This window comes from Bacillus salacetis, assembly GCF_049177075.1.
In the GTDB taxonomy this organism is placed as follows: domain Bacteria; phylum Bacillota; class Bacilli; order Bacillales; family Bacillaceae_B; genus Rossellomorea; species Rossellomorea salacetis_A.
Genome location: NZ_CP185377.1, coordinates 2,530,253 through 2,556,263, shown reverse-complemented (window position 1 = coordinate 2,556,263; position 26,011 = coordinate 2,530,253). Strand labels below are relative to the sequence as shown.

At 41.0% G+C, this 26,011-nt stretch carries 30 protein-coding genes; 19 read left to right on the top strand and 11 right to left on the bottom strand.

The features are described from left to right. Window positions 1-152: 152 nt before the first annotated feature. Entirely contained in the window at window positions 153-2,309 is a 2,157-nt protein-coding gene (locus ACOJQI_RS13330; protein WP_421378601.1) for an MMPL family transporter, read from the bottom strand. Window positions 2,310-2,437: 128 nt separating this feature from the next. Continuing rightward, on the bottom strand, window positions 2,438-2,965 hold the full coding sequence (locus tag ACOJQI_RS13325; RefSeq protein ID WP_421378598.1) for a D-glycero-alpha-D-manno-heptose-1,7-bisphosphate 7-phosphatase: 528 nt from the start codon (window positions 2,963-2,965) through the stop codon (window positions 2,438-2,440). 242 nt (window positions 2,966-3,207) lie between these two features. Between ACOJQI_RS13325 and ACOJQI_RS13320 the strand changes: the two genes are divergently transcribed. Continuing rightward, the gene (locus tag ACOJQI_RS13320) at window positions 3,208-4,053 is read left to right on the top strand and encodes a DUF1206 domain-containing protein (protein ID WP_421378595.1); all 846 of its coding nucleotides are present in this window, start codon (window positions 3,208-3,210) and stop codon (window positions 4,051-4,053) included. A 130-nt stretch (window positions 4,054-4,183) separates the two neighbouring features. On the opposite strand, the gene ACOJQI_RS13315 is transcribed toward ACOJQI_RS13320, so the two are convergent. Beyond that, window positions 4,184-5,020 (bottom strand): alpha/beta fold hydrolase, encoded by an 837-nt coding sequence (locus tag ACOJQI_RS13315; RefSeq protein WP_421378592.1) that lies wholly within the window; start codon window positions 5,018-5,020, stop codon window positions 4,184-4,186. A 164-nt stretch (window positions 5,021-5,184) separates the two neighbouring features. After that, window positions 5,185-5,385 carry a DUF2188 domain-containing protein gene (locus ACOJQI_RS13310; RefSeq protein ID WP_421378589.1) on the bottom strand — a complete coding sequence of 67 codons (201 nt, stop codon included), beginning with the start codon at window positions 5,383-5,385 and terminating at the stop codon, window positions 5,185-5,187. Window positions 5,386-5,571: 186 nt separating this feature from the next. Here ACOJQI_RS13310 and ACOJQI_RS13305 point away from each other — a divergent pair, with 186 nt between their 5' ends. Then, the gene (locus ACOJQI_RS13305) at window positions 5,572-5,718 is read left to right on the top strand and encodes a DUF3934 family protein (protein ID WP_421378586.1); all 147 of its coding nucleotides are present in this window, start codon (window positions 5,572-5,574) and stop codon (window positions 5,716-5,718) included. Between the two features lie 53 nt (window positions 5,719-5,771). Here the strand turns inward: ACOJQI_RS13305 and ACOJQI_RS13300 are convergent, their stop codons facing one another. The 3 genes from ACOJQI_RS13300 to ACOJQI_RS13290 all read right to left on the bottom strand — a co-directional run bounded on the left by ACOJQI_RS13300 (window position 5,772) and on the right by ACOJQI_RS13290 (window position 8,578). After that, on the bottom strand, window positions 5,772-7,004 hold the full coding sequence (locus ACOJQI_RS13300; RefSeq protein ID WP_421378584.1) for an aminopeptidase: 1,233 nt from the start codon (window positions 7,002-7,004) through the stop codon (window positions 5,772-5,774). A gap of 172 nt (window positions 7,005-7,176) precedes the next feature. Further along, a complete protein-coding gene (locus tag ACOJQI_RS13295; RefSeq protein WP_421378581.1) occupies window positions 7,177-7,308 on the bottom strand; it encodes a hypothetical protein in 132 nt (43 codons plus the stop codon). Window positions 7,309-7,321: 13 nt separating this feature from the next. After that, a complete protein-coding gene (locus ACOJQI_RS13290; RefSeq protein ID WP_421378578.1) occupies window positions 7,322-8,578 on the bottom strand; it encodes a tetratricopeptide repeat protein in 1,257 nt (418 codons plus the stop codon). Window positions 8,579-8,900: 322 nt separating this feature from the next. Here ACOJQI_RS13290 and ltaE point away from each other — a divergent pair, with 322 nt between their 5' ends. From ltaE to ACOJQI_RS13275, 3 genes are all read left to right on the top strand, one after another. Then, window positions 8,901-9,926, top strand: coding sequence for a low-specificity L-threonine aldolase (ltaE, locus tag ACOJQI_RS13285; RefSeq protein ID WP_421378575.1), 1,026 nt, complete (start codon window positions 8,901-8,903; stop codon window positions 9,924-9,926). Window positions 9,927-10,085: 159 nt separating this feature from the next. Next, the gene (locus ACOJQI_RS13280; RefSeq protein WP_421378572.1) at window positions 10,086-10,499 is read left to right on the top strand and encodes a sporulation protein; all 414 of its coding nucleotides are present in this window, start codon (window positions 10,086-10,088) and stop codon (window positions 10,497-10,499) included. Between the two features lie 54 nt (window positions 10,500-10,553). Next, on the top strand, window positions 10,554-11,543 hold the full coding sequence (locus ACOJQI_RS13275; RefSeq protein ID WP_421378569.1) for a zinc-binding dehydrogenase: 990 nt from the start codon (window positions 10,554-10,556) through the stop codon (window positions 11,541-11,543). Window positions 11,544-12,047: 504 nt separating this feature from the next. On the opposite strand, the gene ACOJQI_RS13270 is transcribed toward ACOJQI_RS13275, so the two are convergent. Beyond that, window positions 12,048-12,296, bottom strand: coding sequence for a hypothetical protein (locus tag ACOJQI_RS13270; protein WP_421378566.1), 249 nt, complete (start codon window positions 12,294-12,296; stop codon window positions 12,048-12,050). Window positions 12,297-12,465: 169 nt separating this feature from the next. Here ACOJQI_RS13270 and ACOJQI_RS13265 point away from each other — a divergent pair, with 169 nt between their 5' ends. The 5 genes from ACOJQI_RS13265 to ACOJQI_RS13245 all read left to right on the top strand — a co-directional run bounded on the left by ACOJQI_RS13265 (window position 12,466) and on the right by ACOJQI_RS13245 (window position 18,582). Then, window positions 12,466-13,656 carry a cation:proton antiporter gene (locus tag ACOJQI_RS13265; RefSeq protein ID WP_421378564.1) on the top strand — a complete coding sequence of 397 codons (1,191 nt, stop codon included), beginning with the start codon at window positions 12,466-12,468 and terminating at the stop codon, window positions 13,654-13,656. Between the two features lie 125 nt (window positions 13,657-13,781). Beyond that, window positions 13,782-15,029: a M24 family metallopeptidase gene (locus tag ACOJQI_RS13260; RefSeq protein ID WP_421378561.1), complete on the top strand. Its 1,248-nt coding sequence runs from the start codon at window positions 13,782-13,784 to the stop codon at window positions 15,027-15,029. A gap of 144 nt (window positions 15,030-15,173) precedes the next feature. Continuing rightward, on the top strand, window positions 15,174-16,307 hold the full coding sequence (locus ACOJQI_RS13255) for a M20 family metallopeptidase (protein WP_421378558.1): 1,134 nt from the start codon (window positions 15,174-15,176) through the stop codon (window positions 16,305-16,307). Between the two features lie 12 nt (window positions 16,308-16,319). Beyond that, window positions 16,320-17,084: a nucleotidyltransferase domain-containing protein gene (locus ACOJQI_RS13250; RefSeq protein WP_421378555.1), complete on the top strand. Its 765-nt coding sequence runs from the start codon at window positions 16,320-16,322 to the stop codon at window positions 17,082-17,084. A 553-nt stretch (window positions 17,085-17,637) separates the two neighbouring features. Beyond that, a complete protein-coding gene (locus tag ACOJQI_RS13245; protein WP_421378552.1) occupies window positions 17,638-18,582 on the top strand; it encodes an aldo/keto reductase family protein in 945 nt (314 codons plus the stop codon). Here the strand turns inward: ACOJQI_RS13245 and ACOJQI_RS13240 are convergent. From ACOJQI_RS13240 to ACOJQI_RS13230, 3 genes are all read right to left on the bottom strand, one after another. Next, window positions 18,566-19,141: a VanZ family protein gene (locus ACOJQI_RS13240; RefSeq protein ID WP_421378549.1), complete on the bottom strand. Its 576-nt coding sequence runs from the start codon at window positions 19,139-19,141 to the stop codon at window positions 18,566-18,568. The two genes, ACOJQI_RS13245 and ACOJQI_RS13240, sit on opposite strands and share 17 nt — an antisense overlap. A gap of 80 nt (window positions 19,142-19,221) precedes the next feature. Further along, complete coding sequence (locus ACOJQI_RS13235) at window positions 19,222-19,596, bottom strand: SET domain-containing protein (protein ID WP_421378547.1); 375 nt, start codon at window positions 19,594-19,596, stop codon at window positions 19,222-19,224. A gap of 206 nt (window positions 19,597-19,802) precedes the next feature. Continuing rightward, the gene (locus tag ACOJQI_RS13230) at window positions 19,803-20,255 is read right to left on the bottom strand and encodes an OsmC family protein (RefSeq protein ID WP_421378544.1); all 453 of its coding nucleotides are present in this window, start codon (window positions 20,253-20,255) and stop codon (window positions 19,803-19,805) included. A 185-nt stretch (window positions 20,256-20,440) separates the two neighbouring features. Between ACOJQI_RS13230 and ACOJQI_RS13225 the strand changes: the two genes are divergently transcribed. The 9 genes from ACOJQI_RS13225 (at window position 20,441) to ACOJQI_RS13185 (ending at window position 26,008) form a co-directional block, all read left to right on the top strand. After that, a complete protein-coding gene (locus tag ACOJQI_RS13225) occupies window positions 20,441-21,253 on the top strand; it encodes an alpha/beta fold hydrolase (RefSeq protein ID WP_421378541.1) in 813 nt (270 codons plus the stop codon). Between the two features lie 14 nt (window positions 21,254-21,267). Continuing rightward, the gene (locus ACOJQI_RS13220; RefSeq protein WP_421378538.1) at window positions 21,268-21,726 is read left to right on the top strand and encodes an NUDIX hydrolase; all 459 of its coding nucleotides are present in this window, start codon (window positions 21,268-21,270) and stop codon (window positions 21,724-21,726) included. A 34-nt stretch (window positions 21,727-21,760) separates the two neighbouring features. Beyond that, window positions 21,761-22,186, top strand: coding sequence for a DUF1801 domain-containing protein (locus ACOJQI_RS13215; protein ID WP_421378535.1), 426 nt, complete (start codon window positions 21,761-21,763; stop codon window positions 22,184-22,186). A gap of 235 nt (window positions 22,187-22,421) precedes the next feature. Then, complete coding sequence (locus tag ACOJQI_RS13210) at window positions 22,422-22,634, top strand: hypothetical protein (protein WP_421378532.1); 213 nt, start codon at window positions 22,422-22,424, stop codon at window positions 22,632-22,634. An 89-nt stretch (window positions 22,635-22,723) separates the two neighbouring features. Next, window positions 22,724-23,158, top strand: coding sequence for a hypothetical protein (locus ACOJQI_RS13205; RefSeq protein WP_421378529.1), 435 nt, complete (start codon window positions 22,724-22,726; stop codon window positions 23,156-23,158). Window positions 23,159-23,222: 64 nt separating this feature from the next. Next, window positions 23,223-24,245 (top strand): serine hydrolase domain-containing protein, encoded by a 1,023-nt coding sequence (locus ACOJQI_RS13200; RefSeq protein ID WP_421378527.1) that lies wholly within the window; start codon window positions 23,223-23,225, stop codon window positions 24,243-24,245. 19 nt (window positions 24,246-24,264) lie between these two features. Next, window positions 24,265-25,413, top strand: coding sequence for a PstS family phosphate ABC transporter substrate-binding protein (locus ACOJQI_RS13195; RefSeq protein ID WP_421378524.1), 1,149 nt, complete (start codon window positions 24,265-24,267; stop codon window positions 25,411-25,413). Between the two features lie 9 nt (window positions 25,414-25,422). Further along, complete coding sequence (locus ACOJQI_RS13190) at window positions 25,423-25,827, top strand: GNAT family N-acetyltransferase (RefSeq protein ID WP_421385472.1); 405 nt, start codon at window positions 25,423-25,425, stop codon at window positions 25,825-25,827. A 4-nt stretch (window positions 25,828-25,831) separates the two neighbouring features. Continuing rightward, window positions 25,832-26,008 (top strand): hypothetical protein, encoded by a 177-nt coding sequence (locus ACOJQI_RS13185; RefSeq protein WP_421378521.1) that lies wholly within the window; start codon window positions 25,832-25,834, stop codon window positions 26,006-26,008. Window positions 26,009-26,011: the final 3 nt, after the last annotated feature.

The following is a 26,011-nucleotide window of genomic DNA, read 5'->3' as shown; positions in this document are numbered from 1 at the left end:
GAAATATTTTCACCCTGAAAAATTTATTGGCGAATCAGTCTTCTCTCTCTAACCTTATCATAGATCCACCACCTCATTAACGATTTTGCTTTTTCATCCAGGAAAATAAAAAAGCCAGTATAGAGAGTAGGTTCTCTATACTAGCTTTTTCATTAGACAGTAAAATCTTCATTTTTTCTTATATTTTTATTTTTCTTCATAAATGGCATATACCAGTTCCAATCACCAAGTAGCTTCATCAGTGAAGGAACAAGCAGCATCCTGATGATAGTTGCATCAATAAAGATTGCGATAGCGATTCCGATACCAATCTGTTTGACAGGCATGACACCGGTAAAGGCGAACGCTCCAGTGATGACCATCATTATCAAGGCAGCAGAGGTAATGATTTTGCTTGTCGATGTGAGCCCTTCTATCGTTGCCTCTGTGTTATCACCCGTTTGCAAATAGATCTCGTGAATCCTCGAAATCAAGAATACTTCATAATCCATACTCAAGCCGAAAACAAGGCTGAAGACAAGAACTGGCAGGACAAGGGCAATATCTGAAGCCTGAAGTCCAAAATGGCCGCCCTGGAAAAGCCAGACAAGTATGCCGAAGGTTGAAGTCAAACCGATGATGTTCATCAGAATAGCTTTCAATGGAATGATGATGGATTGGAAAGCTATCATGAGAATGAAATAAGTTGATATCAGGATAATTCCGAGACTTAAAGGAACTTTGTCATAAATTTCATCAAAGATTTCCTGGTTGAATTTCACTTCTCCACCGAAAGCCAAGGGGTAATCCCACTCTTTAGAAGACCATTCCCTGATCCAGTTTTTGGCTGCCTCTGAAGATTCTTCTTCAGACAACTCGACAGGCAGGAGGAGCTGATCTTCATTGATCAAGGATGCCAATAATGGAGCTAATGATTCAGCGCTTTCCGGTTGTTGAAGTGCACCGTACAAGGCTTCGGGTGAATCAATCTTGCTTTCTGTGAAAACAGTAGTGACGGAATCAACGATTGCATCTTCTTCAAGGGCATCAGAAAGCCTCTGTATTTCTTCTAATCCTTCTTCGCTTGTCCAGTCACCATCACGTTCTGCAATGACGTAAACCTGGCTGCCTTCATTTATATTGAAAGTATCCTGGATTTTTTCAATGGCCTGGCGGGACTCATAGCTTTCGGGAAGTGAGTCAATCTCCGGAATGGCAAGATTCATGTTCCCGACAGGCAATACTCCGATAATCAAAATGGCCAGTGCAGAGATGGAAATGACTAACGGCTTTTTCATCACAAAACGGGCAAATGTTCGCCAGCCGCTTGATGATCCATCACTTTGATTGATCACCATCCATTTATTAATCGCAGGTCCCAGGATAATTAGTACAGATGGCAGCAGGGTCAGGGATGAAATAACAGCGATTGAAACCACGACCATACCGCCAATGGCAATGGTCTGAAAGATATCAATCTCAATTACGCTCATGGCTGCCAATCCGATGAACACACAAACAGCTGAAAAGACAATAGACCTGCCTGCAGTTTGAATAGTTGTTCGGATTGCTGTCAGCTTATCAGATTTAAGCAGCTCTTCTCTATAACGATTAATGAAGAGAAGGGCAAAGTCGATGCTTAATGCGAGTCCGATCATAGGTACGACATTCAGAAGAAAAACAGATAATTCGATGTCTTCGCCTATCATTGTTAAAATTCCAAGGGAGGAGACGACAGTAATTCCGCCAATGATAATCGGGACTACTGAAGCTATTATACTTCCGAAAGCAAAGAGAAGAACAAGCAATGCAACCGGAAGGCCAATCAATTCAGCTCGTTTCAAGTCATCCTGGCTGGCTTGATTAATGTCGGCAGATATCACCGGACCACCGGTCAATACTACATTATCTTTGGATTGGATCTTTTCCTTAATGATGTTTATTTCTTCTTTAATATCAGATTGATCAAAAGAGATGGAGGCATAAGCTGTTCCTCCTTCTCGTAGAGAATCATCCGTCAAAGGAGATTGGATAATTGCTGAATTAACAGATTCATCTATATCGTTAAGGGTGGTCTGGATTTTTTCTTCAAAAACTGTTTCACTGTCCTTGCCTTGTTCAAATAAAAGAAGTAGTGTACTTTCTGGAAAATCGAAGTCACCGGTGAGGGTTTCTTTAACCTCTTCAAATTCACCGTCCGTTCTGAAACCATCACCCCCGAGTATATCTGGAAGCCCTGCAGCAAAATAGCCGAGACATAGCGCAATGATCAGCCACAGAATTAAGAAGGATTTATAGAAGCTGGTTATCTTTTTTGAAAAATACTTCATGACTGTATTCCTCCACAATTTAAATAGAATGAATGACTAATCATAAGTTTACTTTTATAGTTAAATAGATTCAAATATTAGTGGTCCCTAAAAACTGTCATATAAAAACTTCAGAGAAACTCTGAAGTTCATGATTGTCCGCATAAATATATTGCTGCTTCATATAGAGAGGGGAAGTGACGGTCCGCCAGATTTTCTGGATCGTCATCTCCAATGAGGATAGTGGAACAGCCAGCTTTTTTTCCCGCTTCTATATCAGGCTCCCTGTCTCCAATCATATAACTCTGTGATAAGTCGATTCCATGTTTGTTAGCGAGGGACAAGATCATTCCCGCCTCAGGTTTTCTGCATTCACATCCCTCATGCGGCTTATGGATACAACTTGCAAACTCCTCAACAAAGCCTCCTTCATTTTCAATATCCTGTTTCATCTTTTCATGAATCTTATCCAATCCTGCTTCCGTAAGGTAACCGAGGCCTACGCCTCCCTGGTTCGTGACGACAAAAACTTTAAATCCTTTACCATTAAGCATTTTTATTGCCTTAGGCACTTTTTTAAGATAATGAATATCAGAGGGTTTATTGACGAACTTCACTCTCTTGGACAAAACCTCATTGATCACTCCATCTCGATCTAAAAAAACAGCTTTTTTCACGATAATTCTCCTTTTTTAAACAGAATTTGCTTTATCGAATCAAATATTGTCATATATTGCGGTTTCCGGGGAAATAACTGAAAATTTCCTCAACTTTTCTATAAGAAATGTTTTCCTCTATTAGTATTCCTTTTTCTTATGAATCTAACATGTAGTGCTTAAAATAAGTTTTCCTATTATAAAAAGTGGGAAATTAAAGGACAAAGACAAAGAACAACTACAAACGAGAGGAGCAATCGGTAATGAATAAAGAACAGGCGAAAGGACAAGCCAAAAAGGGTGCCCATGAAGCAAAACCATGGGTCAAAGGACTCGGGCGAATGGGCTATGTGGCTAAAGGGAGCGTGTACCTCCTGATTGGTATTCTTGCACTAATGGCCGCCATAGGGATAGGCGGACAAACCACAGGAACCAAGGGAGCGTTGGCATCAATAGCAACAAAGCCTTTTGGTGAAGTAATCCTATGGATATTAGCTATTGGTCTGGCCGGTTATGTCATTTGGAAAATCGTTGAAGCGATCACCGACCCGCAGAACAAAGGACATGATGCAAAAGGAATTGTAATAAGAATCGGTTTTATATTTAGTGCAATTGTATATGCTGGACTTGCATATAGAGCGGTCCAACTTGCTTCTAATGCAGGAAGCAGCAGCGGTGGTGGAAACAGCAAACAGACTATAACAGCTGAAATCCTTTCCCAGCCATTTGGTCAATGGATGATTGGCCTGGCAGGAGCGGCCGTGATTGGCTTTGGTATTTATGAAATCTATAAAGGTTACAGTGAAAAGTTTACTGACTCTTTCCATCGAAGCAAGATGGACAAGAAAGAATATGAACTAGGAAAGAAAACCGGGAAAGCAGGATTGATGGCCAGAGGTGTCGTATTCTGTATCACTGGCTATTTCCTCATTCAAACTGCAATCACTACCAATCCCGATAATGCAAAAGGGCTTGATGCAGCACTATCTAAAATTGCAGAGCAGCCATTTGGACAATGGATGCTGGGGCTGGTGGCTCTGGGACTTGCAGCATATGGGGTATTCCAGATCCTTAAAGGTAAAAATAAGAATATGGCATTTGGTCAATAAAAGGAGGCTGCCACATTTTTGTGGCAGCTTTTTGTTGAAGAGGGGAAGATAAACTTGTGCAGTTACATGCTGGAGAGGGTACTTCCTTTGAAAATGAAAGAATGCCTGGTATTTTCACCAGGCATTCTTTCTAGTTCCATAGAAACTTTTTCAGCAATTTATCTACCTTTTCCGTTTCATGCAAACCGCTGTGATCAATAGACACATCTTCAATTAGGCGCTTTTGCAGGCGCTCTTCACTAACAATGTTTTGGATTGCAAATGCGCTTTCCACATCAACAACCTGGTCTCCGGATCCTGCAACCGCCAGTACTTCCAGGTCGGAAGGGAAGTTTTCGCGATTAGCAACAAGGGCATTCAATGCGTCAGATTCGGGCATTAAATCAATGACGGCTTCGCCGGTATTCACTCTGTGGTAGGAATCATCAGAAATACCAGCAAAAGGACTCCCAATAACCGCGAATTTTAGTGTTTCCGGATATTCATTGTTCCCGTTTGTCGTTTCCAAGTAATGCGCAGATACCAGTCCACCCATGGAATGACCGATAATATTCACTTGTTCAATACCAAACTTTTCCTTCAAGCCTTTCATGACACTCTGAAGGCGGCTGGAAGTTTCTGCAATGGATGCTTTATTTTTCTCGAATACAATCTGGACAAGAGGCGGCATTTCGGACTCATTATGGAGTGAACCTTTCCAGGTAAGTGCTCCCTCTGCAGAAACATACACCACCAGTTCTCTCTTGCCCCACTTATTATCCTCAAAGCGGTAGAGCATCGTTTTAAAAGAATTATAAGTTCCTTTATAGCCGTGTACAAAGACAGTTGGTATACCAGCATATTCTGCAGAATCATTTTCTTTCGATTCAGCAATCTGTGTCTTGAATGATATATAAATTAATGATAAGACAAGTAAGAGCATAGCTCCGACTGAAAAAACCTTCGTTTTAGTAAGGGTGCTTTTCATAAGAAGTAAATCTCCTTTAAATACTGTTATATTAATCATAAACGATTATGTATGACTTGAAAATGTTTTATCTGAAATTCTTCTGTAATAATAAGGGTAATATATGGTATTTAAAAAAAGCAAAATGAAGAAGCCTGATTCAGGCTTCTTCTTTGAAGTTCATATTAGGAAAAGGTCTTCTCGCTTATGACTTCCTGGTCTTCATTCTCAACCAGCACTTTTGCCGGCTGATTTTCTTTTGCAAGGCGCTCAGCTTCATCAATAGCTTCAGAACGGCCATTGTAAAGCGTTGTTGGAGCTACGTCTTCTATTTTTACATACCAGCCGGTGTCATCTTTATTAGGTACCACATAGTATTCTTTCATGATTATCGCTCCTTTCTAAGTCTTCAATTTTTCCTTTCCCTGAATGAGAGGAGGTAAAACCTTAAAGGTATAGTGGAATAAGGAGATGAAGAAAGATTTCTTATCTGCACCTTTGTTTATTGTGGAGGTTTTTTGATATAATGAATCTTTAATAATATTGAATGAGCATTTAATGGAGTTGATAGAGTGAGTAAAAGTAAAGGCGGCGGAACAGGCAGAGGGACTGGAAAAAAAGGCTGGAACCGCTGGCAGAAAAGTGCAAAGAAAAAAGCTGCTGCCAAACCATACACAAGCAAAGGGACCAAGCAAGGCAGCGAGTCTGACAAAGACTGAAGTTATAAAAAGAAGAGCCGCATTCCCGTGGAGGGGATACGGCTCTTCTTTTTTTAGAATGCCCAGTTGCCGCTTCGGAAAATTGGCTCGATCGTTCCATCTTCACGCTCGCCGTCAATATCCAATTGTGCTGAACCAATCATGAAATCCACGTGTGTCAGGCTCTCATTAAAGCCGATTTCTTTCAGTTCATCCTGGGTCATTTCCTTTCCATTTTCAACACAGATAGAAAGGGCATTTCCAAGAGCAATATGACATGAAGCATTTTCATCAAACAAAGTGTTGTTGAAAATGATATTAGTGTTCGAAATAGGAGAGTTGTGCGGAACAAGAGCAATCTCTCCAAGGAAGGAGGCGCCTTCATCCGTTTCCAGCAATCCTTTTAACGTATCATATCCTTCTTCGGCATTGAACTCTGTTACTTTTCCATCCTTGAATGTCAGGCTGAAATTATTGATCAGGTTGCCGCTGTAATTCAATGGTTTGGTACTGCTGACTGTTCCATTAACACTATCACGTACTGGAATCGTGAAAACTTCTTCAGTAGGAAGGTTAGGAACAAAATTAACACCCTGATCGTTATTGAACTGGGCGCAAATCCACTTGCTCTTTGGATGAAGTTCTACAGTGAAATCTGTACCAGGACCTTTATAATGAAGTTTTCGGTATGAACGGTCATTGAGATGGTCAGCATTCTTGGTCATGTCAGCAATATGCTTTTCCCATAACTGCACAGGGTTTTCCTGATCGACTCTGGTCGTGTAGAAGATCTTTTCCCATAATTCTTCGACAGCTTCTTCTTCAGATAATTCAGGGAACACACTCTTTGCCCAGGATTTTGAAGGGACGGCAGCGATCAGCCAGCTGATTCGCCCTCCAGATATGAAAGGCTGGAAATCCTTGAATGCTTCACCGCTCGCCTTATTGGCCACTGCGACACGCTTTGCATCTATACCTTTCAGCAAGGTAGGGTTGGGAGAGGTCAAATTAAGGACAGCTGCATTGTTTTTTGCCATTTCAACAAGCCCTTTGGCTTTCCATAAAGGAACGTCTTTTAATCCTTCCTCAGGTGCTTTTTCCATTTTTAATCGAGTCAGATTTTCATCCGAGTAATCAACAAGGACATTCTTGGCACCGGCATCATAAGCTTTTTCTGTCAGCTGGGCAACAAAATCAGCCTCTGTAACAGGAGCGTTGATAAGGAGCGTTTGCCCTTCCTGAAGATTGATTCCCACGCGGATAAGTAAATCGGCATATCTCTCTAGTTTTGTCTCTTTTGAAGCCATTTATAAATCCCCCTTTAAGTAGCTTACAAGTTAAATATACTATGTACTGCGTAAATTTACCATTTATAAATAAAACGCTTTCATCCTTTAAAGCGGCGGGGGACTGTCCCCCATTGCTTTAAAGCGTTAAAAGGCTCCTGTTTCCATTGGGAGACAGGAGCCTTAGATATGTTTATTCAGTTAGAGCAGGTGCTCCGCCGTTTGGCGGCGGCAGGTCTTCCTCTTGAGCGCTGACGGATGTTCCGACAGCAGAAAGGGCAACAAGTACAAGTGCGGCAATCGTGATTCTTTTCAGTTTTTTCATTCTGAATCTCCTCCTATAATCCTATTATTTTTTCATATGCCACATTAGCTTTAGTAAGATAATGTGCAGCATATTTATATTTTCTAATTTCTTGATAATAGTTACCAAGAAATTTAGAATACTGGGCCAGAAGATGAGGGTTCCCCGTTTTTTCAAAAAAGGGGAGGGCTTCGGTTTTCATAAATTCTTCAAATTCCCCATCCAGTTTATTAGCTGCAAATTCATAGATTCGGAATTCATAATATTTCTCCCTATTCTTTTGCTGTTGTGATAAAAGAATTCCTTCCTTAAGCCACTTCATCAGTTCGTCGAATCTTTTGAGTTTGTAGTACTCCTTAACAAGAGCAAGGATGGTCGTCAATTTACTGGCCTGATCGTCGTTTTTGAATTCGAGGCTCTTAAGGTAATGTGAAATGGCTTCTTCAATACGGCTATCCATTGACTTCAGATATCCCAGATTTTGTTCGACATTTCCTCTCAGCAATGGGTAATCGATATTCTTGCTGATTTCATTTGCCCACTCATAGTGCGTGATGGCCTCTTGTATGTTCTGAATCCTTCTATAGCACACACCAAGAAGCAAATGGATCTCAGCACACCTTTTGTTATGATACAGACTTTGGTAGAGTGCCAGGGACTCTTCTGAATAATGGATGGCAAGGGCATGCTTTCTTAATTGGACAAGGGTAAGTGATTTCAAGTAAAATAAATCTGCTTTTTCCTCATTGTCCAGTATGCTTCCAAGAACAAAGAAATGCTCCGCATCTTTAAGGTGATTATTGGCTTTCTCGAATTGGCTCTGGGTGTAGCAAAAGTTGCCGGCAAACTTATGGAAATAGAACCGCAGTTTATCCGAAAGTACTTTATAGTTTTTTTCAAGTGTAGTGATGATGTCCCTTGGGCTCTCGTAATCTTTTAATAAAATATGATAGCGGATCTTAAGGATAAGGAAACTATTGAGGAGGGTCATATCATCAATTTGTGTGATTTGACTTGAAACCTGCTCATAAAGGCGGACAGCTTCATTATGATCGTTTCTCAATAGTGCCTTATTCCAATCCGAGAATGCTTTTTTAAGGACCTCATCATTTTCCTGAAGTAAAACAATCCCGAGTCGTTTGCAGAGAAGTTCTATCACTTCTTCAGAGGCGGTGGTTTGATTATTCTCAATCTTGGAAAGATAAGAGACGGAAAGAATCCCTGTTGCAAGTTCTTCTTGGGTTAGTTTCTTTTTCATGCGATGATAACGGATTTTGCTTCCGATCGTCACGATTGTTTCTCCTCTCTATCTATAGTAATAGTATAAAATAATCCTTCGTTTAGAACGAATCTGGCTACTTGGGAAAATACCCCTGACCACCCCTTAAAGAATCCCTGAAATAGTGGATAAACCATGAAAATTTTCCTCTGGATGTTCAATCAATATTAATAAGATTACCACAGAAAAGAGGTAAAAAGTCCGAATATTCCTATAATTATATTTTAGATAAGTTTACTAGGAATTACTGGGAAAAAGACGTAAAGAGAATAAGAATGTTATAATTTGAAAGAGGAAAATAATAGGGGCAATTACATATTTGGGAGTGGTTTCAATGATCGATTTAAGAAGCGATACTGTGACAAAACCGACGAAAGAAATGAGAGAGGCTGCAATGAATGCTGTTGTTGGTGACGATGTCTATGGAGAAGATCCAACTGTCCTTAAACTTGAAGAAACAGCAGCAGAACTATTGGGAAAAGAAGCCGCATTATTTGTGACAAGTGGAACACAAGGCAACCAAATTGCTGTTTTGACACATTGCTCACCGGCTAATGAAGTGATCATGGAAGCAGAATCACATATTTTTTACTATGAATCTGGAGCAATTTCAGCGTTTGCAGGTGTGCAGCCAAGGACAATAAAAGGCAGCCGGGGGGCAATGGACCCAAAAGAAGTGGAAGCAGCGATCAGGGAAGATGACCAGCACTTTCCAGAGACGGGTCTGATATGTCTTGAAAACACCCATAATCGTGCTGGGGGTGCCATTGTTCCTTCTTCAAACATGAAGGAAATCTATACAGTTGCCCAAAAACATGGAGTACCTGTTCATGTCGATGGTGCAAGGTTATTCAACGCGGTTGCGGCTGAAAACGTTCTCCTTACAGAATACACTCAGTACTGTGACACCGTACAAGTCTGCCTGTCAAAAGGCCTGGGTGCTCCGGTGGGTTCTATAATTGCCGGAAATAAAGATTTCATTAAAAAGGCAAGAAAATGGAGAAAGCGTTTAGGCGGGGGACTCAGACAGGCTGGTATCATTGCAGCACCTGGGCTTTATGCATTGAACAATATGAGAGAAAGAATGTCTGAAGACCATGAAAACGCCAAGATGCTTGCAGAAGGGTTAAGCTCCATCAGCAGATTGAGCGTTGTGAATAGGGTGGATACAAATATTGTCGTGGCAGATGTTTCTGAGCTGGGGATGAATTCCACTGAGTTTACTGACCGCCTGAAGGAAGAAGGTGTGCTGGCTGTCACATTCGGTCCGGCATTAGTCCGCTTTACTACCCATTTTGATATCAGCCGCGAAGATATCGAACGTACGATTGATATTGTAAAGAACTTCGTCGAATTGTAAGTTACTGAAAGGAAAAGGAGGCCGATCATATTGGTCTCCTTTTCCATCACTTGGTGTATTTCTTGCTTTTCTGGCTGGTAGTTAGTATCATTTTCTGCGAAAGCAATAGATTGGATAAATCTTGGGTTTATTACTTAATTTAGAAAGGGTGAACAAGGCATGTGGAAAGACTTTTTGTCTAGCATTGGTATCGGTAATATCAAGGTAGATACCGTTGTGGAAAATCCTACACTGACACCATCAAGTGACTTGAAGGGAGAAGTTGTGATTGAAGGGGGCTTATCAGACCAGCAGGTAAACAAAGTTGTTCTGACCGTCTTTATCCGTACAGATGATTACCGGGAAGACAGCGATTTTTCTTATCATGAAAAAGAGCTGCATGGATATGCGTTAGATGAAATCGGGGTCGTGAAAGCAGAGGAAGTGAAACGGATTCCATTCAAGTTCTCCCTATCAAAAGAACATCCAATTTCAGATGATAAAACAGAAACGTTTTTAAGGACCACCGTTGATATCCCTCAAGCTGTGGATCCTACTGATGAAGACAGCATCAAAGTTGTCAAAAGTCTGTAAGGTATCCTTGAAAAGACGAATACATAATCGATATAGGAACAAAGGAGGAGAAATATGAAAGCGATCTTACATGAAGGAAAGCAAGGAATGGAAGGGCTCTCGCTCAGAGATTTTCAGGAACCTGAGATCAGCCGCGGTTTGGTGAAAATTAAATTGAAAACGGCCGGGCTAAACAGAAGGGATCTTATCGTGTTAACCAGGCATAAAGAAGATCAGCCTCCTTTAATTGTAGGTTCAGATGGAGCTGGAACAATAGAAGAGATAGGAGAAGGGGTCACAAATATAGCTGCGGGCGATGAGGTCATCATCAATCCAGGCCTTGGATGGAATCAAAACAGCGATGCACCGCCAGCTGGGTTTGAAATTGTCGGACTTCCGGACAACGGTACATTTGCAGAGTATATTACTCTGCCAGCTGAAAATGTCGAGAAGAAACCGGATCATCTGAACTGGGAAGAGGCAGGAGTTTTATCGTTAGCAGCTCTGACTGCTTACCGGGTGTTATTTACCCGTGCAAAAGTAAAAGAAGGGGATACCGTCTTGATTCCAGGAATCGGCAGCGGGGTAGGGACCTTCCTGCTTAAATTTGCAAAAGCTGCAGGAGCTAAAGTCATTGTTACTTCCCGGAGTGAAGAGAAACAAGAGAAGGCCCGGGAGCTCGGAGCGGACATCAGCATATCCACGAACAGTGACTGGAATGAAGAGCTTAAAGGTGAAACAGTCGACGTGGTCATCGAGAGTATTGGCAGAGCCACTTTTGATAAATCACTTAAAATAGTCAGAAAAGGCGGGACGGTTGCTACTTTTGGAGCCACAACAGAGGACGTAATCGAAATAGATATCCGCCATTTCTTTTATGGGCAGCTGAACCTCCTTGGTTCTACAATGGGGAGTGCCGAGGAATTCAGGGAAATGCTTCAATTTATCCAGAAGCATGGCATTAAACCTGTAGTGGACAGCGTTTATAACCTGAATGAATATGAAGCTGCATTCAACCGTTTAAAGCAGAGCGAAAACTTGGGGAAAATCGCTTTCCGTATTTAAAAGTGTTTTTTTGAAAGGATCTTACCTAAATGGTGAGGTCCTTTTTGAGTTTTATCACTTATATAATGGTTCTGGTTGAAAGAATAAAGTAAAAGTGTCTTGAGAGGGATCCTCAAGGACATGAGCCGGGCAAAACTGAAGTGAAAGTGACTTGAGAGGTGTCCTCAAGGACATGAGCTGGAAAAAACTGAAGTGAAAGTGACTTGAGAGGTGTCCTCAAGGACATGAGCCGGGCAAAACTGAAGTGAAAGTGACTTGAGAGGCGTCCTCAAGGACATGAGCTGGGAAAAACAGAGTCAAGAGTGTCTTGAGGGAAGTCCTCAAGGACATGAAATGTGAAAAACTGAAGTGAAAGTGTCCTGAGAACTGTTTTAATAAGAGAAAGCAGTTCTGCAATAACCATGTGCATTATTGAGTCTTTATGTCACTTAAGCCCCCAGCTGGATACAAAAAAAGGATCTTACCAAACCGGTAAGATCCTTCTTTGTATAATGACTATGGCTATTATTGTGCGGTTGAATTGTAGTAATGAACCGAAGTTTGGGCACCCTCGCTGACCATTGTGTTATCTTCCACATCATGGGGGTGAGGATTGCCAGTTCTGTGTATATGAGAGTCCTCATTCTCACGGTTCTGCCATTTCTGTTTTACGCTTTCAATCATGTTCTGCACCTTCATGCGGTTATCTTTCTTACTCATGTAGTATCCCGCGCCGGCTGCTGCACCAACTAATAACTTAGATTTTAGACTCATACCCTTATTCCTCCTTCAAGATTTTTAAAGGTAATAAACCTTCTTATCCAGTACCCGTACGTTAAAAAGAGTAAACATTTCACCCTATCTTTCTTATCTGATCCTCTGTTTAAGAGTCAGTCAGAAAGGTAAAAGAAAAACATAAGATTTTAAAGCAGGAGGCACAGTAATGAATTATACACACGTATTTATTTTACTATTTATCGGCTATATTGTTTTCACTATAGACAAAAAACAGAAAAACTTCCCGGTGCCTACAGTTCTTCTGTTGATAGGAATTGGGTTATCGTTCACTCCTTTTTTCTCGCCGGTAGAAATCACTAAGGACATGATATTCAATGTCTTTTTACCGGCTTTATTGTTCACTTCAGCGTATCAGTTCAAAATTAAGGGGCTGCGTAAAAATGCTGGTGTCATAGGCGTATTGAGCACTCTCGGGTTGCTTTTGACAGTTCTTCTTCTTGGGGCATCCATTTATTTTGTCGGACTGGTTTCCCTTTCCTTTATCGGTGCATTGCTTATTGCGGCCATCCTTACCCCGACGGATCCGGTTTCAGTTGTTTCAATTTTAAAGAAATCATCCAACAGCCCCAAGATTGCGGATGTTGTAGAAGGTGAATCCATGGTGAATGACGGTACAAGTGTCGTTTTATTCACAGTTATCTCGCATCTCTACTTATCTGATGAAAGTTTCAATATGCTTCCGGCTATAGGAGATTTTCTTTTAGTTTCAGCTGGCGGCCTATTGATAGGGATTGTGTTTGGATGGATGGTGAGCAGGATTTATCATTTTACACATCATCGCCAGTATCAGGTTATGTTAAGTATTGTATTGGCGTACGGAAGTTTTTATCTTGCCGAACATCTGGGGGTATCCGGAGTCCTGGCTTCAGTTTCATCGGGAGTCATGCTTTCATGGAAGCTTGATACAACAGATAAAGAAGAGGATTACCGTAGCTATTTAGACTCCTTCTGGGAGGTGATTGAACCAAGTATTCTCTCAATACTATTCTTGTTGATCGGAATCGAGTTTATGAAGTATATTTCTTTTGAGAATATTGGTTTCATCTTCATCATCTTTGGCCTATCGTTGATTGTCCGCTTCATTGTGCTGACAGGGATTTTTAAACTTTTTGGAAAATGGAGGAAAGAATTTTTGTGGGATGATATTTCAATCATTACTTGGTCGGGGATCAAAGGAACCATGTCTGTTGCACTTTTATTAGGTTTGGCCGCCGAAAGTTCAGGCCAGGACGATACGCTGCTTTCGCTGACTTTTGGTGCTATCATCTTATCACTTCTCATACAAAGTCCTCTCGTTTATCCACTATCACGATGGTTTTCAAAAGAGAGCCGTTGATACTAAGCTGGTCGTTGCGGCCGGCTTTTTTTTTCAGTAAGTACACGGGTATGTCCATTTGCATCAATAAAAAAAGGAAACTTTAAATAAAATAGAGAAGTGTATAAGAAAAGGGGGAGATGGGTATGGAGAAAACTTTTTCTAAAATCTTGTCTTTAAAAGAGAGAGATGCTTTCCGGGATCGTGTTTTAGAAGAGCGGTTGCAAACTATATTGCCGGGATTAATGGAGGAGCATGGAACGGAAATGTGGATCACATTCGGAAGGGAGTACAATGAAGACCCTGTCATCAGCACCTTCTTTCCTTCAGCTGTAGACAGTTCAAGGAGGCTGACGGTCTTTATTTTTTGTAAGAATGAACAAGGGGAAATCGAGAGGTTCGTTCTTCATTCGAATCCCGCATTCCAGCCCTTTTACAAAAATGTATGGGAGAAAAGCACAGAAACCCAATGGGGATGCGCTGCAAGAATTATTAAAGAGAGGGCCCCTGCTGAAATTGCCGTGAATATGGGAGAGCTCCATGCTGCCAGTGACGGTTTAACGGTCAACATGTTGAACAACTTAAAGAAAGCTCTTGGTGAGGAAAATCACAATTTTGTCAGCTCTGAACCTCTGCTGGTGGACTGGCTCCAGACCAGGAGCGAGCTGGAACTGACCGCTTATCCCCATATCTGTGAGCTTGCAAGGGAGATTGGGCAGGAGGCTCTTTCGAATAGGGTAATCCATCCCGGTATTACCACTACTAAAGAGGTAGTTGACTGGATCAGGCAAAAGGTTATGGATCTGGGTCTCGAAACTTCTTTTTATCCTACAGTTGATGTTCAAAGACAGGGGGCTGGCGAGGATCGGCTGGAGAATACGGCCATTCTTCCAGGAGATATTGTCCATCTGGATTTTGGAATACATTATCTTGGATTGGCTACCGATACCCAGCAGCTTGCATATGTTCTGAAGAATGGCGAGAGTACCGTTCCGCAAAGCCTTTCTGCTGCATTCGAAAAAGCGTTGAGGTTTGAAGATATCGTTACCAGCTGCTTTGAAACAGGAAGAAGCGGCAATCAAATTTTTTCGGGTAGCATGAAAGCAGCTGAAGGTCAAGACATAGAAGCCATGCTTTATTCCCATCCGCTTGGTGTTCATTGTCATGGTGCCGGGCCGCTGATTGGTTTGTATGATAAGCAGGCTGAAATACCAGGCAGAGGGGACTTATTATTAAGGGATAACACTTGTTATGCTCTTGAATTCAATATCCGGATGCACATTCCTGAATGGAATCAAGACGTCCCGATTTATTTGGAAGAACCAATCTTATTCCATAAGGGCAAAGTTCATTATATGGCCAAACAGCAGAAAGAATTCTACCTTATTCGTTAAAGCAGCCCCAGCTGTTTGCATGCTTGGAAACATTCGAGAATATATTCTTATAACTGTAAATCAAACGTTTCTCCTTGGACATAATGGTATAATAGTAGGAAATAACACGTTTATGATTCATGGAGAAAGCTGGGAGAGAGTAAAGTGCAAGAATATATAAGCAGTAAACAACAGGAAATGCTGAAATTGATTGAAATGCTGGTGAATATTGACAGCGGTTCAACAAACAAAGCCGGCGTTGACAGGGTAGGTTCATTATTAAAAAATGTATACGAAAATATAGGATTTAAAATAGATGTCATTCAACAGGAGGAATACGGGAATCACTTGATTATCCAACATGAAGAAGCAGTAAATCCGGAAATCTTAATCATCGCCCATATGGATACTGTTTTTCCAGAAGGAACTGCTGTTGAACGTCCTTTCAGGATTGAGGGAGATATGGCTTACGGACCAGGAGTTATTGATATGAAGTCCAGTCTTGTTACCCTTTTATATGCCATCAAAGCGCTTTTGAAGAATAATTCCCCTCATTTCCGCAATGTACAGATTCTTTTGAACAGTGACGAAGAGATCGGTTCGCCGTCTTCAAAGGATTTAATAACACGCGTTTCACAAGGAAAAAATTATGCGTTAATCATGGAACCGGCAAGGAAAGACGGCTCCCTTGTTTCCGCGCGGAGAGGAAAAGGAAACTATACGCTCAATGTAATTGGAAAAGCGGCTCATTCTGGAATCGAGCCGGAAAAGGGCAGAAGTGCGATAGAAGAGCTTGCGCATAAAGTGATTCAGCTGCATGAATTAAATGACCATGAAAATGGAATCAGCGTGAATGTCGGCCTGATAGAAGGCGGTTCTTCGGTAAATACCGTTTCTGACCATGCAACCGCTCAGATGGAAATAAGGATCGCTGAGACAGATCAAGCATCTTCCGTTGAAGAAAGAATGGAAGAAATCTGTTCCAAGACCGACGTTCCGGGTACGGAAATCATCCTTGAAGGCGAAATCAACAGGCCTCCAATGGAAAAGAATAGACGGAATAACAAATTACTCAAAAAAATCATATCAGTTGGTGAAGAGCTGGGCATAGAAATTACTGATACATCGACGGGTGGAGGATCAGATGCCTCTTTCACTTCAGCTGCCGGTGTAGCAACCATAGACGGAATGGGGCCGGTCGGCGGTAATGCACACAGCGAAAAGGAGTATCTGGAAGTAACTTCTCTATCCGAACGCACCCTTCTTTTAGCAAAAGTCATAGAAAATCTATCTCAATGAGGTGAGCATCCGATGGATCACCGTATCGCGTCTGAACTCAAACGAATAGAAAGCGAAAATGGAATCAAAATTCTCTATTCCGTCCAGGCTGGTAGCAGGTCGTGGGGGTTTCCTTCACCAAAGAGTGATTATGATATCCGGTTTATTTACAAGCACCACATGGACTGGTACCTATCGCTTGATAAGAAGCCGGATGTGATAGAAGAACAAGCTGGAACCGATTTGGAATTAAGCGGATGGGATTTGAAAAAGGCACTTACCTTGTACAAGAAATCTAATTCTACAATGCTGGAGTGGCTGAATACAAGGGAGAGATTAGTGGCAGATCCATTATTTTGCGAAAAAATCCTTCCTTTGCAGGCTGAGCTATTTTCAGCAGTGGCCTGCTATCACCATTACCTTAGCATGTCAAAATCAAACTGGAATAAATGGAAGAAGGATTCTTTAAAATCCACCAAATTGACCCTTCATTTGCTGAGAGGGGTTCTTTGCTGTATATGGATCAAGGAGCATGACGCCTTTCCTCCGGTGAATTTCAAAACATTGTCCGAGGGAACAATTAGTGATCAAGTGATAGCTGCAGAACTGAACAGCATTCTAGACTTGAAAAAGTCTGGAGAAGAAACAATCGGATTAGAGGTTGATTCACTTTACTCTTTTATAAACCTTGCTATGGAAAAACTTTTGGAGGAAGCCCCCACCTTTTCAGAGAGACAAAAGATTTCTAATGAAGTGTTGAATGAGGTTTTCAGGAGCTTAGTTAAAAGTGAAGGATGAGAGATATAGTATAGGAATATATCCAAGGGTGACTGTTGCAGGTTTGCGGGGCAAGCATGGTACATCATTGGAAGATTCTTCATGTGAATTGATGCCAGTCGGAAGGGGAGCGGGGTACATCATATGAGGAAAAAAGTGAAATGATACCAGTCGTAAATCGAAAGATGAAAAAGGAAAAGTACATAGAAAAGAAGGACGTTCCATGGTGGATTCGTCTTTTTTGAGAGAAGAAACCTTTTTGATAATTGTACGTCTAATGAAAAAGAGAATACCTTCGAAAAGGTGATAAGCAGCTTCCCGGTAATTTTTCCAATGCATTTAGTGTGGGAACAAAATATTTTTCTATAAAAAACATAAGCACGGGTGAAGCAATTGCCGTTGAAGTGGATGAGGGAATTTACCATGTAGCTGAGAGGCATGGTAAATATACAAAAAAACAGCCGGTTGAAAATAATGGGAAATTATCCCTTCAGGTTTTAGTGTCTCTTATCAGTCTGTTCTCTGTCGGAATTTTGATTGCAGTCAGGAATCTAAAGAATACTGGAGGTAATCCATGAAATACAACAAATTGGGAAACTCAGGACTGATGGTTAGCGAAGTCAGCCTTGGCAGTTACTTAACGTTTGGTGACAAGGTTAATGAATATGAATCAGCACAGATCGTTCATAAAGCATTCGAGCTAGGGGTTAATTCTTTTGATACTGCCAATGTATATCAGGAGGGGGAAGCTGAGAGAATTTTAGCGAAAGCATTAAAATCGTTTCCACGGGATGAATATATTCTGTCAACAAAGGCATTTTGGCCGACAGGGAGGGGGCCGACGAGCAGAGGTCTCTCACGAAAGCACTTGGTGGAACAGGTCAACGTGAGTTTGAATAGGATGGAACTGGACTACATCGATATCTTTTACTGCCACAACTATGATTCGAATACCCCAGTTGAGGAAACCTTGAGAACACTTGATGATATGATCAGGCAGGGAAAAATTCTTTATGCAGGGGTCAGCAACTGGTCTGCTTCTCAATTGGAAGAAGCCATAGAGATTGCAGACAGCCTGTTGTTAAATAGGCTGATCGTCAATCAGTGTGAGTACAGCCTGCTGAAAAGGGATATTGAGCATGATATCTTGCCGGTATCAGAAAAACTGCGAATTTCCCAAATCGTCTTCAGCCCGCTTGCCCAGGGGATTTTGACGGGTAAGTATCAAAATAGTATTCCTAAAGAAAGCAGAGCACAGAATCCCAATGTAAACAAATTCTTCAACAGTTTGTTTACAAAGGAATCGTTTGAGTTGGTAAGAAAAATACAAACAATTGCAGACCAATATGATGTTTCATTAACGGAACTGGCACTAACCTGGGTCCTTCAGCAGGAGAATGTCGCAAGTGCCTTGGTTGGTGCAAGTTCAGCGGAACAGATAGAAAGAAATATAATGGCTGTTAGCAGGGCGATTCCAGCTGAACTCTATGAAAAAATCAATCTTACTCTATCATCTTGAACACTTTTTGGAATAAAGGATACAACACAAATCCTGTGAAGACACCTGCTGTATTTAAAATCAGGTCATCAATATCCAGGCTCCCGCGGTGGGTGACAAATTGTGTGATTTCAATAAGAGAGATACATAACAGTGTATAGATAAGGATTCTCCAAGGACTTGGTTTCCTGTTTACATATTTGTAATAAAGACCAAAAGGAATAAAAAGGGCGATATTCGCGCCGAGGTTATAGAAAGCAATAAGAAAATCGACTTTCCCTGAAAGGTAAAAAGAAATCGTTTCAAAGGGGACTAAGTTTGAACTTCCATGATCATCGTTCGGCCTCAATAATAAAAGGATCAATAAACTGGCACTATATGCAGCTGTAACAATACTCAACAAACGTTTGTTAAAAGAAATCGTTACTTGATTAACCAGGCAAACGACAAACACAACTAAAAAACTATAACAGAACCATACGACCGCAATCACTATCCAATGAAGATACTTAGTCAGCTCCAGCCATACTGGGAATAACAAAATAAAAATAACTTGTGAAATAATAAGACTAATTTTCATATATCCTCCATTGATAATAAAAGCCCATCTAAGGTAGATTTCCAAAGATGAGCTGTTAGCATCCGCTAGATTTCGGGGTATTACTTATCAAACCAGAGAAGCTCTTGGTCGTCGGCCTCCCCGTTATAATTGATCATGATTTCTTCGCCGGCCTTTATATCTTTATGAGCATAAAAATCAAAAGTAAAGTTTGGGAAGTTGATTTCATAAATAGCATTCGGTTGATAGGAATGGTTAAACAGCATCCCATATCCTAAAAGAATAGCACTGTGGTTTATGCCGTATTCAAAAGCATAATCAGCGAGAAGCGTTTTCTCAATGTGTTCATGTTCACTGTTTGGATAAGGAAGTACAGGGGCTTCATGAATCAGTTCTCCCTTTGCAATATCCCTTGTGGCAAATACCCCTCTATTTAATTCTCCGTCACTAATTTCAGACGTTCTGATTTCAATCATATCTTCACCTTCCATGTTGTCAGTAATATTGTTGTTTCTTAAGCTTGTCAGTTTACAGCCAAGAAAGCAACCATTTTATCGGTAAACAACAAATTGTCTTTCATAAATGCATTTTTCCCTTAATTAGAATAGGAATATTCTTTAGTGTTGGAGATCTCGACTTACGACAAAAGACGCCGGCTGAGATGGCCGGCGTCTTTTGTCCATCACTCTTCTGTTTTTATAACTTCAGCTTGAAGTTCCACTTCTACATTCCCTTTAATGGCCCTAGTGATCATGCATGATGCTTCTGCTTTTTCTGCCAGTCGTCTGGCTAGAGAAATGTCTTTTTCAGTTGCCTCTTTTTTCAGGATGATAAGTGGTCTATGGATGATTTTTTTGTAAGTGATGATTCCTTTGGTGACGTCCACGATACCTTCTGACTCCAAGGTAAGGTCGTCCTTCTCCAGGCCACTTCTTTCCATCATTGCCGCCAATGTAATAATGAAGCATGTGGCGGCTGCGCCTAAAAGCATTTCGTCAGGATTTGTTCCGATACCTGGCCCGTCCATTTCTTTTGGAATCGAGATGGCGGTTTTCATATTCTTGGTCTCTATATCACCGATATCATTTCGCAGTCCCGGCCAGTTTGCTTTTAAGTGAAAGTGGTGTTCTGCCATGGGGTTTCCTCCTCAACAATTCATTTATCCTATTTTATCAGAAGTATAAACAGGAGGAGAAATGAAAAAGAGGTCGAATCCAATTAAGGTGGTAAAAATGCATTAAGACATTATTTTTTAGCGGAAGAAGATAAACATCGAGACTTACATACAAATCCGGCTCATTATGAAAGAAGAGGGATACAATGGAATGCAAAGTTAAGTATGGCACGATAAACTACAAAGTAACTGGCGAGGGCAGGCCTTATATCATCCTGCACTCAATGGGAACAGACCACAGAGCTATGGAGGCATGGCTGGAACCCATTTTTTCACCAGAAAGCAATTGTAAGAGAATCTACATAGACCTCCCGGCTCATGGTTTAAGTACTATAAATGAGCATTTCAAAGGTACAGAACAAATCGTAGGGAACATCATAGAATTTATCCAAAAAACAATAGGAGATCAAACATTCGGCTTGATTGGCATGTCTTATGGCGCTTATGTGGCACAAGGAATTATGGATGAATTAGGAGAGAAAGTGGAAGGGATCGCTTTAATCGTTCCGGCGGTGCATAACCCGACAAAAAATCTGCCAGAAAAGGTGGTCTTGAAACAAGAAGAAAAAATGCTGAAAACGCTGGATGATGATATGCGGCAGGCTTTTGAGACATTATTTGTAATTCAAACCGATGAAATGGTGGAAGGATTTCTATCAGAACTTCAACCGGGAAGGGAACGGGCTAATAGAGAGTTTTTAACATCTGATTGGCGGGAGAAGGAATATTTCTTGAAAAAAGAACCGTTCATTGAACATGAAGAAATCACTATTCCCGCACTGTTCCTTATGGGGAAACAAGATAGTATATGCGGATACGAAGGTCAGTTTGAAGTGTTCAAAAAATTTTCGAAAGCCACTTTCTCGGTGCTGGACGGGGCAGGCCATATGCTGGTCTTGGAGAAGAGGGAGACTGCACAAGCATTGATAAAAGACTGGATTAAAGAAATAAATGGATAAAAGGGGTTAGGAAAATGTTCTGTGTAAATGTAGAAGGAGCGGTCTTCAGAAAAGGTAAGTGGCTGATTATTGAAAGAAGCAAAAAAGAAGGGCATGCCGGCGGGCTTTTGTCGTTTCCAGGGGGGACTGTGGAAAAGGAAGGAAACTCAAAGGATTTACTGGAAATTACCTTAACAAGAGAATTATCAGAAGAGGTCGGGGTTACCATTCATTCGGAAGTGGTCCATGTAAACAATACGTCCTTCGTGTTGGAGGATGGTACACCTGTACTTAATATCGTGTTCCTATGCGAAATAGCTGAAGGTGAACCTTTTCCTAAGGCTGTGGACGAGGTGGTAAATGTATATTGGATGACAGAAGAAGAGATTATGGAACATCAGGGATCCCCTGTTTGGTTAAAGGACAGCATAATGAAAGCGAAATCTCTTTTGAAGAGATCCCATTCAGTAGACGGTATTTCTCTAATCCATTAACTGACCATACATGACTGAAAAGGAGCTGAATAGTATGTATGAACTGAAGACAAAAGAAAATGACAGCAGCGTGATTGAGTTTATCGAGTCAGTCGAAAGTCAGAAAAAAAGGGAAGACGCATACAAACTGTTGGATATCTTTACAGAAACAACAGGGGATGAGGCAAAAATGTGGGGAACGAGCATTATTGGCTTCGGTTCATATCATTACAAGTACAAAACAGGACATGAAGGAGATGCACCGCTGGTAGGCTTTTCACCGAGAAAAGCAAAGATCAGTTTATATTTTGCCACAGGTGATCCAGACAGGGAAAAACTTCTTGAAGATTTCGGAAAGCATACCTCAGGAAAGGCTTGTGTCTATATCAACAAATTGGCGGATATTGATGTAGAAGTCTTGAAGGAATTAATCCACCAATCCGTGAAATTCCTTCAGAAAACCTTTCCTCAACAACTATAGAAAATAGTGGCACCAGTATCTTTGCAGGTGTTCTGTCGAATTATTCAGGCTGGTAATAAGGTGAAGAATGCATTCAGTGAAATGCATTCTTTTTAGGTTGAATTTAGGAAATGAAACTTTCCAAAGGCAAAATCGTCCAATAACTAGTTATGATACATCAATCATACTCGATTTTCCCCAAATAGGCAGACTATTATGATAAAATTCTGAATTATAAACCATATTGGAGGCTCATATGGAAATACCATATATTATTTTATTTGGATTGTTAAGTTTATTCATCTTTTACATAATTATTGAAACTGCAGTGAGGAAAGGGATCGACAGTTCTGAAACAGGACAAATGATTCAGCGTATGCTTGAACGACAGCTGGAAGAACCGCCTCCTCCCATATCAGACAAAGACATAGAGAATGAACTTGAACAGGACTTTAATAAGAAAGATTAATGTTCTTTATTTTTGTGGATTACGGAGCGGGCTGCTTACCTGAAAATGGTACAAAGCCCTTAAAATTATGGGAAGGGATTAAATATAATATGACCTATACTAGAATTGAAAAATCCCATACTGCCTGGATGATCTTTCTATTTCTACTGATAAGTTCAGATTTTCTATCAGGTAATGTTGTCATCACTATAATTTTGTGGCTGATTTTATTCTTTGTGGTTATGTCACTTGGCATTAAGTATCAATTGGTATTTGTAGGACATCAATTGGAGTTCAGCCTGTTTTTCTTATCATTCCGTATTTTCACAAAGTCCGTCACCCCGGAACAGGTAAAATCAATTGTCTTCAAGCGCAGTGACTGGACTAAAAAGAAGGCTGTAATCAAAATGGAGAGAGGCAGGAATATTGTGGTCGTGGATTATCAGCCTGCTGAAATATTCATTGACCTTGAAAACTTCGGTATCCAACATGATATTTCATTGAAGAAGACAAAAGACTATAAGCTGCTCCAGAAATATTACTAAATTCTATGGAGAATAGCTACAGTTAGAGAGCTTCAAAAAGAAAACATTAAAGGTGTTGTAAGCAATGAAAATGAATCAACTTAATAAAGATATACAAGAAACCATCAAAAAAGAGAACTTCTCTGGAAGTATTATAATTAAACGTGATAAGGATGTTATCTTTGAGGAAGCGGCTGGATTCGCAGATAAAGCTGAGCAACGATTGAATACCCTTCCTACTCGTTTTGGTGTAGCTTCCGGCTGCAAAATATTCACATCCGCAGCTATTTGCCAATTAGTTGAGAACGGGCTTTTGAGCTTCGATACTCAGTTGAGGGAGTGCCTGAATATAAAATTTGATCAGTGGGATGACAAAGTAACCATCCACCATCTCCTGACTCACACTTCAGGAATACCGGATTATTTTGATGAAGATGAAATGGATGATTTTGCAGATTTGTGGAAACAGACCCCAATGTATCTGCTGAGGCAGCCTTCCGATTTCCTGCCGTTATTTAAAGAACAGCCGATGAAAAGTCTGCCCGGTGAGAAATTTCATTATAACAACGCAGGATATATTGTATTAGGGATGGTGGTTGAGCAGCTGACCAAACTTTCTTTTACAGACTATGTATCTGAAAAAATATTTAAAAAAGCAGGAATGTCTTCATCTGGTTATTTCTCGATGGACCAACTGCCAAAGGAAACTGCCTATGGATATATCCAAACAGAAGAGGGCGGTTACAAAACCAACATTTACTCCGTTCCTATTAAAGGAGGCCCTGACGGAGGAGCCTATATTACAGCTCCTGATATGATTGCTTTTTGGGAAGCACTTCTGAACAATAGACTGTTAAGCAAAGAAACAACACAATTCCTGCTGACTCCGCATGTAAAGGTAAAAGAAGGTGTTCAGTACGGATTTGGTGTCTGGATCAACAGTAAAGAAGGTATCATTTCAAAATATCATGTGATGGGATATGATCCGGGAGTCAGCTTTCATTCCGCATTCTATCCCAACTCCAAAACTCTATCCGTAGTTCTTTCAAACCACAGCAGTGGTGCTTTTTCGGTTATGAAAGCAGCAGAAGAAATTTTAGATAGATGATGAAGGGGCGGGCTTACTAATGTTGAGCAGGATCATTGCAGCAGCAGCATTCACCATTTTTTTTGGAGTTGTCAGCTTATTCATAGTCGGCTACTCCTTCCTTGTTTCTACTCAGAACGGCTATGTTTACACAGAGATTGTGGTTGTAGCAATCCTGATTATAGGAAATCTATACTTTCTCGGTCTTCTTGCACGTCTTACAAAAAGAGCAAGATGGGCGGTGCCAGCTTTGATTCTTACCCTTCCGCTGGCGGTATACGGAGGGTACGAGGCATACATAAACCATATTGAAATCAACAATGCGGAAGTGGATTTAACTGCCTATGAACCTTTCGAAAACGGTACAAAGGCAGTGTCCCTTGATGGAAAGGCAGACTTTTCAATAGATAGCAGGATGCCATTACTGGATGGAGCAACTGCTCTGTACCCAGTTATGGCTTCATTTATCCAGGCAGTTTATCCCGAACAAAACTATCCCCACGACAATCCACTGGAAAGTGAAGCAGTGGCATCCAAAACAGGTAATGCTTTTGCGCGGCTGGCTAAAAAGGAAGTGGATATCATTTTTACCGCAGGACCGTCAGAAGTTCAGGAAGCCGCTTTGAAAGACATGGAAATGACTCCCATCGGGAAAGAAGCATTTGTCTTCTTTGTACATGAAAGCAATCCGGTGGAAAGCTTGACGATAAAACAGCTTCAGCAGATTTATTCCGGAGAAATCACTAACTGGAAAGAGGTTGGTGGTAAGGATAAGGAAATCATTGCGTTCCAAAGGCCGGAAGGGAGCGGCAGCCAAACAGGATTACAGAATATGATGGGGGATACTCCCATCATGACACCTCCGACGGATCAGAAAGTAGACGGGATGGGCGGGGTCATCGAGAAAGCGTCCAACTACCGGAATTATCGGAATGCAATCGGCTTCTCCTACCGTTTTTTCGCTACAGGAATGGTTGAGAGCAAAGGGATCAAACTTTTGAAGGTTAATGACGTCGAACCTGATATTGAAGGAATCCAAAGCGGCAAGTACCCTCTGACAGGTGAGTTCTATGCCATTACAAATGGAACCATTAATCCCAATGTGAAACCTTTTATAGAATGGATTTTATCGGAACAGGGACAACAACTAATTGAAAAGACAGGTTATGTGCCTATAAAGGAGAAATAAAATTTGAACATTCTGTTATTCACTAACTCTGAAAAGCAAATACAGGCATCCGATGTGGAAGGATTATACAAGAATGCAGGATGGTGGCCTGAAAGGAATATAATGGATATTGAAAAAATGCTGAACGGCCAAATAGCAGTCGGAGTTTGGAATGGAAATGAACTAATAGGATTCTCTAGGGCTGTAACAGACGGAAGATTCAGGGCTTATATTGAAGACGTAGTCATCCACTCGGACTGGAGAAATCAGGGGATTGGCAATCAAATGGTGGTAAAGCTGCTGGATGAGTTAACCCATATTGATATCATCAGTTTATTTTGTGAGGAAGAGCACATCCCGTTTTATGAACGGAATGGCTTTAAGAAAAGCAGGTCCCAGTTTGTGATGCATAGAAAAATAAATGGATTGGTCTAATGCTATGAACATAGGACATCTATTGTTTACCACAGGTTTAATTGTTTTTATGGTGGGAATTTATCTTTCTACAAAGTGGGTCATCATAGGATCAATTACCGGGATTTTTGGCGGGATGATGATGGGAGCGGCAACACATTTTCTGGCAGGAATTGGTGCCGCTTCAAAGAAAAATAAATAAATG

Bases quoted from the DNA above. Each gene is read 5' to 3' on its own strand.
- ACOJQI_RS13300 (WP_421378584.1), bottom strand. From the start codon at position 7,004: ATGGCTTCAAAAGAGACAAAACTAGAGAGATATGCCGATTTACTTATC.
- ACOJQI_RS13275 (WP_421378569.1), top strand. From the start codon at position 10,554: ATGAAAGCGATCTTACATGAAGGAAAGCAAGGAATGGAAGGGCTCTCG.
- ACOJQI_RS13220 (WP_421378538.1), top strand. From the start codon at position 21,268: ATGTTCTGTGTAAATGTAGAAGGAGCGGTCTTCAGAAAAGGTAAGTGG.
- ACOJQI_RS13185 (WP_421378521.1), top strand. From the start codon at position 25,832: ATGAACATAGGACATCTATTGTTTACCACAGGTTTAATTGTTTTTATG.
- ACOJQI_RS13250 (WP_421378555.1), top strand. From the start codon at position 16,320: ATGGATCACCGTATCGCGTCTGAACTCAAACGAATAGAAAGCGAAAAT.
- ACOJQI_RS13240 (WP_421378549.1), bottom strand. From the start codon at position 19,141: ATGAAAATTAGTCTTATTATTTCACAAGTTATTTTTATTTTGTTATTC.
- ACOJQI_RS13265 (WP_421378564.1), top strand. From the start codon at position 12,466: ATGAATTATACACACGTATTTATTTTACTATTTATCGGCTATATTGTT.
- ACOJQI_RS13260 (WP_421378561.1), top strand. From the start codon at position 13,782: ATGGAGAAAACTTTTTCTAAAATCTTGTCTTTAAAAGAGAGAGATGCT.
- ltaE (WP_421378575.1), top strand. From the start codon at position 8,901: ATGATCGATTTAAGAAGCGATACTGTGACAAAACCGACGAAAGAAATG.
- ACOJQI_RS13245 (WP_421378552.1), top strand. From the start codon at position 17,638: ATGAAATACAACAAATTGGGAAACTCAGGACTGATGGTTAGCGAAGTC.
- ACOJQI_RS13205 (WP_421378529.1), top strand. From the start codon at position 22,724: ATGACCTATACTAGAATTGAAAAATCCCATACTGCCTGGATGATCTTT.
- ACOJQI_RS13320 (WP_421378595.1), top strand. From the start codon at position 3,208: ATGAATAAAGAACAGGCGAAAGGACAAGCCAAAAAGGGTGCCCATGAA.
- ACOJQI_RS13280 (WP_421378572.1), top strand. From the start codon at position 10,086: ATGTGGAAAGACTTTTTGTCTAGCATTGGTATCGGTAATATCAAGGTA.
- ACOJQI_RS13310 (WP_421378589.1), bottom strand. From the start codon at position 5,385: ATGAAAGAATACTATGTGGTACCTAATAAAGATGACACCGGCTGGTAT.
- ACOJQI_RS13210 (WP_421378532.1), top strand. From the start codon at position 22,422: ATGGAAATACCATATATTATTTTATTTGGATTGTTAAGTTTATTCATC.
- ACOJQI_RS13200 (WP_421378527.1), top strand. From the start codon at position 23,223: ATGAAAATGAATCAACTTAATAAAGATATACAAGAAACCATCAAAAAA.
- ACOJQI_RS13230 (WP_421378544.1), bottom strand. From the start codon at position 20,255: ATGGCAGAACACCACTTTCACTTAAAAGCAAACTGGCCGGGACTGCGA.
- ACOJQI_RS13330 (WP_421378601.1), bottom strand. From the start codon at position 2,309: ATGAAGTATTTTTCAAAAAAGATAACCAGCTTCTATAAATCCTTCTTA.
- ACOJQI_RS13235 (WP_421378547.1), bottom strand. From the start codon at position 19,596: ATGATTGAAATCAGAACGTCTGAAATTAGTGACGGAGAATTAAATAGA.
- ACOJQI_RS13195 (WP_421378524.1), top strand. From the start codon at position 24,265: ATGTTGAGCAGGATCATTGCAGCAGCAGCATTCACCATTTTTTTTGGA.
- ACOJQI_RS13315 (WP_421378592.1), bottom strand. From the start codon at position 5,020: ATGAAAAGCACCCTTACTAAAACGAAGGTTTTTTCAGTCGGAGCTATG.
- ACOJQI_RS13270 (WP_421378566.1), bottom strand. From the start codon at position 12,296: ATGAGTCTAAAATCTAAGTTATTAGTTGGTGCAGCAGCCGGCGCGGGA.
- ACOJQI_RS13225 (WP_421378541.1), top strand. From the start codon at position 20,441: ATGGAATGCAAAGTTAAGTATGGCACGATAAACTACAAAGTAACTGGC.
- ACOJQI_RS13215 (WP_421378535.1), top strand. From the start codon at position 21,761: ATGTATGAACTGAAGACAAAAGAAAATGACAGCAGCGTGATTGAGTTT.
- ACOJQI_RS13295 (WP_421378581.1), bottom strand. From the start codon at position 7,308: ATGAAAAAACTGAAAAGAATCACGATTGCCGCACTTGTACTTGTTGCC.